This window comes from Sphingomonas bacterium, from assembly GCF_903642285.1.
GTDB lineage: Bacteria > Pseudomonadota > Alphaproteobacteria > Sphingomonadales > Sphingomonadaceae > Sphingomonas.
This window is the reverse complement of the sequence record NZ_CAHJWJ010000044.1, coordinates 1-8,193: the sequence shown is the minus strand read 5'-3', so window position 1 is coordinate 8,193 and position 8,193 is coordinate 1. Positions and strand designations below refer to the sequence as shown.

Here is an 8,193-nt window from a genome sequence, read left to right as displayed (position 1 = left end):
CTGGCGGCGCGGGTGTGGCGCTGGCGCGGGGAGCGCGGGGCGAAGGCCGAGGCGGCGCGGAGGCTCGCGGCGCGGTGGGCGGGCCTCGTGAGCAACCAGGACGGTCCTTCTCGCCCTCCCGCGAGCGGGAGGGGAGATATTGCGACTTCTATCGCGCTCGCCTTCCCCGACCGTCTCGCCCGCCGCCGGGACGGCAACGGCGAGGCATGGGCTTCGGTCGGGGGACGCGGGTTCCGGCTCGACTCGGCGTCCACCCTCGCCAGCGCGGCCTGGCTGGCGGTCGCGGACATTTCCGGCAGCGCGTCCGGCGAGCGCATCCTCGGCGCGGCGACGATCGATGCGGAGACGGTCGAAGCGTTGTTCGCCGACCGGATCGACACCACCCGCACGATCGCCTTCGATCCCGCGACCGGCGCGGTCGAGGCGTTGCGCGAGCGGCGGCTGGGCGCGATTCGGTTGTCCTCGGGCCCGGACCCCAGCGCGGACCGCGAGGCGATCGCGGCGGCGCTGGTCGAGGGGGTGCGGGCGCATGGGCTCGCGCTGCTCCTGTGGGACGAAGCGGCCGCGACGCTCAGGACACGTGCAGCGTTCGCGGGCGTGGCGCTCGACGATGCGACCCTGCGCGACCGCCTGGACGATTGGTTGCCCGCGATCGTCACGGGCAAGCGGCGATTGTCCGCGATCCCTGCCGGCGCGCTGGCGGAGGCGTTGCGCACCCTCGTCGGATGGGACGCGGTGCGCCGGATCGACCGGCTTGCGCCCGCCGATTTCGTCAGCCCCGCGGGTAGCCGCCATGCGATCGACTATGGCGACGGCGGCCCGCGCGTCGAACTGCGTGTGCAGGCGCTGTTCGGACTCGCCACGCACCCGGTGGTGGGGGAGGCGCGAACGCCGCTGATACTGTCGCTGACCTCGCCCGCCGGCCGCCCGATCCAGACGACGCGCGACCTGCCCGGCTTCTGGGCTGGCAGTTGGGCGGCGGTTGCGAAGGAGATGCGCGGGCGCTATCCGCGGCATCCCTGGCCGGAGGATCCCGCGTCGGCATCGGCGACGCTCCGCACCAAAAATGCGGATGCACGCGCGCGCGGATCGGGTTAAGGGGGGACATGCCCACAGCCCGGATCTTCCAGCGCCCCAAGAATTCCATGTCGTCCGGCAAGGCGCTGACCGACCGCTGGCAGCTCGAATTCGAGCCTGCCGAAGCGAAACGCCCCGATCCGCTGACCGGCTGGGCGGGCAGCGGCGATACGCGCGACCAGCTGCGGCTGCGCTTCCCGACCTGCGAGGCGGCGATCGCCTATTGCGAGCGGGAAGGGCTGGCGTTCAGCGTGGTGCCCGCGCCGGCGAAGACGCTGAAGCTGCAGGCCTATGCGGATAATTTTCGGTAGTACCCGCATCCCAGGCTTGTCGCGGGATCCAGGGTCACGAGAGACATCGCGCGCGGCTCTGGATGCCGGGACGAGCCCGGCATGACGTAGCGGTCACACGATCCCGCTCGCCAGCAGCAGCAACACCTTCGCATCCACAGCCACCCCCGCCGCGCGCCGGGTCGCCACGAACGCCGCAACCTCCGCCAGCGGGACGCGGTGAACGGCAATGTCCTCGTCATCGACTCCGCCGCCGGTGCCGACCATCGTCAAGCTGGTCGCGCGCACCAGCGTGAACGCTTCCGACGTCAGGCCCGGCGACGAATGGAACAGCCCCAGCGCTTCGAGCCGTTCGGCTCGGTAGCCCGTCTCCTCCTTCAGCTCGCGCGCGGCCGCGGCCTCGATCGGTTCGCCGGCGGTCTCGTCCCCCACCAGCCCTGCGGGGAGCTCGAGGCAGCGGCATCCGATCGGTACGCGATATTGCTCGACCAGCAACACGTGATCCGCGTCGATCGCCAGGATCACCGCCGCCGCGATGCCGCGCGGGCGGACGGCATATTCCCATTTTCCCTCCGTCTCGACCGCGATGAAGCGGCCGGCCCAGACCGTCTCGCTCACAATTCGATCAGCTGGTCTGGCAATTCGTTGGGATCGGTGCCGGTATAGGGAAAATACTCCGCCAGCACGGTGCCGATGCGCCCGATCGCGGCGACCACCGCGTCCGCGGTGCGGCCGTCCTTCAGCGCATCGACCAGCGCGTGCATCGCCTCGCCCCAGGCGGTCGCGGGGACCTTCGCCAGTACCGCGGCATCGGTCACGATCTCCGCGCGGCGCTCCGCGAGCGAGACGTAGAGGAGCACACCCGTCCGCGTCGCCGTCCGCGCCTCGATCGCGGTGCGGAACAGCAGGACCGCGCGCGCGCGGACGCGACGGGTCTTGGTCGCGCCCGGCGTCAGCGCCATCCGGATCGCCAGCGGCTTCGTCGCATAATGCAGGACGAGATAGGCGACCGCGAGCAGCAGCAGCAGCCCACTGAACAACGCACCCATCGACCAGTCGTCGCCCCAGCCGCCATAGGCCCGGTCGAGCAGCCACAGGAACGGCTGCGGCACGAACGCGGTAACCGCGACGATCAGGAACAATGCGATCGTGATCCAGTGCACCGCGGCGTCGTGATAGGCGTCCGATTGCGCTGCGACGATCGGAACGATCTCCGCATCGGTCGTCGTCTCCGCCGCGGTGACGGCGGCCACGACCGCCGTGCGATCGGCTTGGGTCAGGCTCACCACCCCCCGGACGCCCCGCCGCCGCCGAACGATCCGCCACCGCCGCCGGTGAAGCCGCCGCCGCCCCAGCTGCCGTCGCTACCGCCGGAGGAGCCGCCGCCGCTCCAAGACGATCCGCCACCACCGCCGCTACCGAGCGCGCTCCACAGGAATATGGGCAGGACGCTGCCGCCGAAACGCGACCCCTGGCCACCCCGCCTGAATCGCGACGCGACGAAAACGCCCATGATGATCAGCCAGAAGATCAGCCCGATCCCGCCACCGCCGCCACTGTCGCGGGTCCGCCGATGTGCCTTGTCGAACTGCGCGATCGCGGCGTCGGTCTTCGCCTTCGCCTCGTCGGGCGAAGCGCGAAGTTGGCCGATGATCGCGTCCGTTCCCGCTTCCATCGCACCGGGCACGTCTTTCGCGACGAGCTTGGGTATCATCTGCTGGTTGATGATGACGCTCGACAGCGCATCGGTCAGGATCGGCTCCAGCCCGTAGCCGACCTCGATCCGCGGTCCGCGCTGGCCGGCGGGCTCGTTCGGCGCGATGAAGAGGATCGCGCCGTTGTCCGCGCCTTTCAGGCCGATGCCCCAGGCGCGCCCCAGCTTGTAGCCGTAATCGTCGAGCGAATCGCCCTGCATGTCGGGAATCGTCGCGACGACCAGCTGCCGGTGCGTATCCTTCTGCAACGCCTGCAGCTTCGCGGTCAGATCGGCCTTGGTCGCGTCGGGCAGCACGTTCGCCGCGTCGACGACCAGCCCGGTGAACTTGGGGAAGGTCTGCGCCGCGGCCTCGCCCGACAGAGCCGGCATCGCCACGAACGACAGCGCCGCGACGATCAGCGCCACCGCATGGCGCAGCAGGGCGGGGCTGCGCATCCCGGTCAGTTCGCGTTGCCGAAATTCACCGTCGGCGCGACCTGCGCATCCGGCGTGGTCGCGGCGAACGGCACCATCGGCTTCGCGCCATAGAAGATCTTCGCGCCGATCGCGTCGGGGAAGGTACGGATCGTCGTGTTATACGATTGCACCGCGTCGTTGTAATCCTTGCGCGCGACGGTGATCCGGTTCTCGGTACCTTCCAGCTGGCTCATCAGCGTCGTGTAATTGCCCTGGCTCTTCAGTTCGGGATACGCCTCCTGCAACCGCTGCAGCGTCACGCCGACCCGGCCCTGGACCTGGCTGAACGCCGCGACCTTGGCCGGGTCCTTCAGGTCGTCGCCAGACAGATGCACGGCGTTCGCCGACGCGCGCGCCTGCGTCACTTCGACCAGGATGCTTTTCTCCTGCGCGCCGGCGGCCTTCACCGTCGACACCAGATTGGGGATCAGATCGGCGCGGCGCTGATAATCATTCTGGACATCGGCCCACCGTGCCTTGGCGGTTTCCTCCGCGGTCGGGATCGCGTTGAGCCCGCAGCCGGCGAGCAGGAGGCCGATGGAAAGGGCGATAGCGGGGCGAAGCATGGGGGTTCATTCTCCAAGGTCTGTCCTAGTCATATAGGACACCTCGCGACTTGGCGAAACCGAAATCGTCGGCTAGCCTCGCAGCGTTCGCGGACGAATTGGCAGGGGGCAGTGCAATGTTTCAGGAATTCCGGACTTTCATCATGCGCGGCAACGTGCTCGATCTGGCCGTCGCGGTCATCATCGGCGCGGCGTTCAGCAAGATCGTTTCCTCGTTGACCGACGATATCATCATGCCGGTCATCGGAAAGATCCTCGGCGGACTCGATTTTTCCGGCTATTTCCTGGTGCTGGGAAAGATACCGCCGGCGTTCGCGGGATCGACCGATTACGCGGCGCTGAAGAAAGCGGGGGTATCGCTGCTCGGCTACGGCGCGTTCGTCACCGCCGCGGTGAATTTCGTGATCGTCGCCTTCATCATCTTCCTGCTGATCCGCGCGGTGAACAAGCTGATGCCGAAGCCGGAGGTAAAGGTGGCGGCCGAACCCGCCGACGTCACGCTGCTGCGCGAGATACGGGATGAATTGAAGGCGCGGGGGTAACTAAATTCCCTCCACTCCCCCCTCATCCGACCTCGCTTCGCGAGGCCACCTTCTCCCACAAGGGGAGAAGGGAAGGATTTACGCCGCGACCAGATCCTCCACGGTCGCATCCGCCAGGCTGGTGCCGTCCAATATCCGCGCGGTCTCGTCACGCACGCGCATCATCGCGTGGCGGATCGCGCAGGACCCTTCGTCGGTGCAATCGGTACAGCGGCGATAGGCGGTGCGGCTGACGCAGGGGACCAGCGCCAGCGGCCCCTCGATCACGCGGATCACCTCGCCGAGCGAGATCAGATGCGTGGGGCGCGACAGGCAATAGCCGCCGGCCTTGCCGCGGTGGCTGTGGACTAGCCCGGCATCGCGCAGATCGGCCAGGATCATTTCCAGGAACTTGCGCGGGACGTTGGCGGCGACGGCGATTCGCGTCGTCGCGATCGGCCCGCCGCCCGCCGACGCATCCGCCAGGAACAGCATCGCGCGCATCGCATATCGGGATCGCTTGGTCAGCATGATGATATGATGCCGCGCCATTATGGCGAGCGAAAGGCGGCGACGCCTTATCGCGACACCATCGCGGCGCTCGCTTTCTCCGGCAGGGACAGCCGCGCGACCGTCGTCTCGCCGCCGTGCAGCGTGAAGACGCCGCCGATCTGTCGCGCCAGCATCGTCGCGATCGACAGGCCGAGACTGTCCTGCCCGGCCATGGTGAAATCGGCGGGCAGGGCACCGCCGTCGTCGCGTACCTCGATCGACAGCATCTGCGTATCGCTTCGCGCGACGACGATATCGATCCGCCCGGTGCGGTCCGACAGGCCGTGTTCGATCGCGTTCGCCACCGCCTCCGCGACGATCAGCGCCAGCGGCACCGCATGGTCCGGGGCGAGCGTCATCCCGCCGTCGCAGGATACGGCGCAGATCAGGTCGCCGCGCCCGCTCGCGTCGATGACGTCCTCGGCCAGCCGTTCCAGAAACCCCGCCAGGTCCCGGCTTTCCCCCGAGGGATCGTAGAGCTGACGGCTGATCCGACCGATCACCGTCAGCCGCCGCGCCGATTCGTCCAGCGCGGCGCGTGCATCGGTATCGTGGACGCGGCGTTTCTGCAGCGCGAGCAGCCCAGCGACGACTTGCAGATTGTTCGACACCCGGTGCTGAAGCTCGCGGAACAGCAGTTCGCGCGTCGCCGCCAGCCGCTCGCTCGTCTCGCGCTCGACCGTCAATGCGCGATTGGCGGTCTGCATCCAGTGGACGAGCACGATGGCGACCCCCGCGGTCAGCGCGAAGAAGATAAGCGCGATCGCCGACGACGACGTCAGCGTGAACGCATATAGCGGCTCCATGAAGACGTAGCGCGCGAGGACGCCGCAGATGACCATCGCGATCGTCGCCATCCGCGCGCCGAAGACGAACGCGACCACGATCACCGCGGGGGTGAAGGCGGTCAGCGGAAAACGCGTCAGGATCCAGGGGCTCGCGCTCAGCCGAACGAGGAACATGACGGCAATGATCGCCACGGTCCAGCCGAGCCGGATGGGCCATGCCAGGCGATCGAGCGGCAGGCGCTCGATTAGCGGGCGGGTATCGGCGCGGGGGCTCTTCATCCGCGCGGTGGTAGCGCGGTAATTACCCGGTTGCCAATCGCAACGCATCCGCATTGTCGCGGCGCACGCGCGGGTTTATGGAAGCGGCAGAACATCAGGAGAGTCGCATGGCCACGCTCGCAACCGTCCAAGCCGATGGCAACGTCATGGCGCCGGGCGAATGGGAGGCGCGGGTCGATCTCGCCGCCGCCTACCGGCTGGTCGCGCTGTACGGCTGGGACGACCTGATCTTCACGCATCTGTCGGCGCGGGTGCCGGGACCGGAACATCATTTCCTGATCAACCCGTACGACATGATGTTCGAGGAGATCACCGCATCGAGCCTCGTCAAGATCGATGTCGAGGGCAATCCGGTGGGTCCCACGACGCACCCCGTGAACCCGGCGGGTTTCACGATCCATTCCGCGCTGCACATGGCGCGCGAGGACGCCGCTGCGGTGATGCACCTGCACACACCGCACGGCCAGGCGGTGTCGGCGATGGCGTTCGGCCTGTTGCCGCATACCCAGACATCGATGATCGCGGGGCACGACATCGCGTATCACGACTATGAAGGCGTCGCCACCGACCTCGACGAGCGCGAGCGGCTGGTCGCGGACATGGGGACCAAGCATGCGATGATCCTGCGCAACCACGGCACGCTGGCGGTCGGCGACAGCGTCGGCGCGTGCTTCCTGCGGTTGTATTTCCTGGAGCGCGCCTGCGAGGCGCAGGTGCTGATGCTGTCCGCGGGCCGCGAGAACCTGAACGATCCGCACCAGGGCGTGGAGGAGAAGGTCGCGCACCAGTCGAACCCCAAGGGGATGGGCAAGCTTGCGGAGAAGCTCGCCTGGCCGGCGCTACTGCGCAAGCTCGACCGGACCGATCCGGGGTTCCGGGATTAGGCCGCTTCGGCGGTCAGCGCGTGTTGACCGCCAGTTGCGCCGCGAACGCGCGGCGATAGGCGGGGCGCGCCTCGCCGCGTGCGACATAGGCAGCGAGGGTGGGATGGGCGTCGAGGATACCCGACATTCTGAGGCGCAGCAGCACCGACACCATCATTAGGTCGCCCGCAGCGAATGCGCCGTCCAGCCAGTCGGCATTGCCCAGATGCCGTTCGAGCCGGACGAGCCGCTCCTCGATGCGTGCAGTGATCAACGGCAGACGCTCTGCGGTCCAGGGTTTGTCGCCTTCCAGGAATCTGGCGACGACCAGCTCCAGGATCGGCGGTTCCACCGTATTTACCGCGGCGAACATCCACGCGATCGCGCGGGCGCGCCCGTCGGCCTCGTCGGGCAGCAGGCCGCCGTACCGCTCGGCGATATGAAGGATGATCGCGCCCGTCTCGAAGAGGCGCAGATCGCCTTCCTCGTACGTCGGAATCTGACCAAAGGGGTGCAGCGCCAGATGCCCGGGCTCCTTCATCGCCGCGAAAGAGACGAGGCGGACGTCATAAGGCTGCGCCGCCTCCTCCAACGCCCAGCGCACCCGCGTGTCGCGCGCCAGGCCCTTTCCGCCATCGGGCGAGCGGTCGAACGCGGTGATCGTAATCGTCATGGCACCAAACGTGACATCGCCCGGCCATGGTCGCAAGAGGGCGCGCGTTAGCTAACCGGTTCGGAAATGAAAAGGGGGCCCGACATCGCTGCCGGACCCCTTTCATTGATTTGACGAAGAAGCCCGAGGCGTTCCCATCGATCCGAATGTTTCGCTGCAAACGTAGGGACACCAGGGTAAGGATCGTTACCGCCTGTGATCCTAGGCTCCTGCTTTCGCAGAAGAACAGGACCAAGACGTCAGTCGCGGTCGCCCGTCAGGAACGCCGGCGCGAATTCGGGTGCCGGGCCGTCGTCATTGCCGCCCGAACGCTCCGGGCGGGGACCGCGATCGTCGCGCCGCGGGCCGCGGCCGCCGTCGCCGTCACGGCGGGGACCACGATCGCCACGATCGCCACCGCGACCGCCGCCG

The 8,193-nt window shown here is 68.1% G+C and carries 11 protein-coding genes; 4 read left to right on the top strand and 7 right to left on the bottom strand.

Features of this window, described 5'->3' with window-relative positions; all coding sequences use genetic code 11:
• On the top strand, positions 1-1,098 hold a 1,098-nt coding region (locus tag HUU99_RS15025), incomplete at its 5' end, for an ATP-dependent helicase C-terminal domain-containing protein (protein WP_302479996.1).
• 8 nt (positions 1,099-1,106) lie between these two features.
• Positions 1,107-1,388 (top strand): ETC complex I subunit, encoded by a 282-nt coding sequence (locus tag HUU99_RS15020; RefSeq protein ID WP_174287387.1) that lies wholly within the window; start codon positions 1,107-1,109, stop codon positions 1,386-1,388.
• A gap of 93 nt (positions 1,389-1,481) precedes the next feature.
• On the opposite strand, the gene HUU99_RS15015 is transcribed toward HUU99_RS15020, so the two are convergent.
• Genes HUU99_RS15015 through HUU99_RS15000 form a run of 4 tightly spaced genes read right to left on the bottom strand, consistent with a single transcriptional unit; the run spans position 1,482 to position 4,106 of the window.
• On the bottom strand, positions 1,482-1,988 hold the full coding sequence (locus HUU99_RS15015; protein WP_174287389.1) for an NUDIX hydrolase: 507 nt from the start codon (positions 1,986-1,988) through the stop codon (positions 1,482-1,484).
• The gene (locus HUU99_RS15010; RefSeq protein WP_174287386.1) at positions 1,982-2,653 is read right to left on the bottom strand and encodes a TPM domain-containing protein; all 672 of its coding nucleotides are present in this window, start codon (positions 2,651-2,653) and stop codon (positions 1,982-1,984) included. Before HUU99_RS15010 ends, HUU99_RS15015 begins: the two co-directional genes overlap by 7 nt.
• Positions 2,650-3,519, bottom strand: a complete 870-nt coding sequence (locus HUU99_RS15005) for a TPM domain-containing protein (protein ID WP_174287385.1) — start codon at positions 3,517-3,519, stop codon at positions 2,650-2,652. Before HUU99_RS15005 ends, HUU99_RS15010 begins: the two co-directional genes overlap by 4 nt.
• 5 nt (positions 3,520-3,524) lie before the next feature.
• Complete coding sequence (locus HUU99_RS15000; RefSeq protein WP_174287384.1) at positions 3,525-4,106, bottom strand: LemA family protein; 582 nt, start codon at positions 4,104-4,106, stop codon at positions 3,525-3,527.
• Between the two features lie 116 nt (positions 4,107-4,222).
• Here HUU99_RS15000 and mscL point away from each other — a divergent pair, with 116 nt between their 5' ends.
• Entirely contained in the window at positions 4,223-4,648 is a 426-nt protein-coding gene (gene mscL / locus HUU99_RS14995; RefSeq protein ID WP_174287383.1) for a large conductance mechanosensitive channel protein MscL, read from the top strand.
• Positions 4,649-4,726: 78 nt separating this feature from the next.
• Here mscL and HUU99_RS14990 read toward each other — a convergent pair whose 3' ends face one another.
• Together HUU99_RS14990 and HUU99_RS14985 are read right to left on the bottom strand one after the other, a co-directional pair.
• Complete coding sequence (locus tag HUU99_RS14990; protein WP_174287382.1) at positions 4,727-5,158, bottom strand: RrF2 family transcriptional regulator; 432 nt, start codon at positions 5,156-5,158, stop codon at positions 4,727-4,729.
• 47 nt (positions 5,159-5,205) lie between these two features.
• The gene (locus HUU99_RS14985; RefSeq protein WP_174287381.1) at positions 5,206-6,246 is read right to left on the bottom strand and encodes a sensor histidine kinase; all 1,041 of its coding nucleotides are present in this window, start codon (positions 6,244-6,246) and stop codon (positions 5,206-5,208) included.
• 107 nt (positions 6,247-6,353) lie between these two features.
• Between HUU99_RS14985 and HUU99_RS14980 the strand changes: the two genes are divergently transcribed.
• Complete coding sequence (locus HUU99_RS14980; protein ID WP_217430841.1) at positions 6,354-7,130, top strand: class II aldolase/adducin family protein; 777 nt, start codon at positions 6,354-6,356, stop codon at positions 7,128-7,130.
• Positions 7,131-7,143: 13 nt separating this feature from the next.
• Here the strand turns inward: HUU99_RS14980 and HUU99_RS14975 are convergent, their stop codons facing one another.
• The gene (locus HUU99_RS14975; protein WP_174287380.1) at positions 7,144-7,782 is read right to left on the bottom strand and encodes a glutathione S-transferase family protein; all 639 of its coding nucleotides are present in this window, start codon (positions 7,780-7,782) and stop codon (positions 7,144-7,146) included.
• Positions 7,783-8,193: the final 411 nt, after the last annotated feature.

What these genes read in the sequence shown, in the direction of transcription:
- HUU99_RS15020 (WP_174287387.1), top strand. Translation starts at nt 1,107, where the DNA reads ATGCCCACAGCCCGGATCTTCCAGCGCCCCAAGAATTCCATGTCGTCC.
- HUU99_RS15005 (WP_174287385.1), bottom strand. Translation starts at nt 3,519, where the DNA reads ATGCGCAGCCCCGCCCTGCTGCGCCATGCGGTGGCGCTGATCGTCGCG.
- HUU99_RS15000 (WP_174287384.1), bottom strand. Translation starts at nt 4,106, where the DNA reads ATGCTTCGCCCCGCTATCGCCCTTTCCATCGGCCTCCTGCTCGCCGGC.
- mscL (WP_174287383.1), top strand. Translation starts at nt 4,223, where the DNA reads ATGTTTCAGGAATTCCGGACTTTCATCATGCGCGGCAACGTGCTCGAT.
- HUU99_RS14990 (WP_174287382.1), bottom strand. Translation starts at nt 5,158, where the DNA reads ATGCTGACCAAGCGATCCCGATATGCGATGCGCGCGATGCTGTTCCTG.
- HUU99_RS14985 (WP_174287381.1), bottom strand. Translation starts at nt 6,246, where the DNA reads ATGAAGAGCCCCCGCGCCGATACCCGCCCGCTAATCGAGCGCCTGCCG.
- HUU99_RS14980 (WP_217430841.1), top strand. Translation starts at nt 6,354, where the DNA reads ATGGCCACGCTCGCAACCGTCCAAGCCGATGGCAACGTCATGGCGCCG.
- HUU99_RS14975 (WP_174287380.1), bottom strand. Translation starts at nt 7,782, where the DNA reads ATGACGATTACGATCACCGCGTTCGACCGCTCGCCCGATGGCGGAAAG.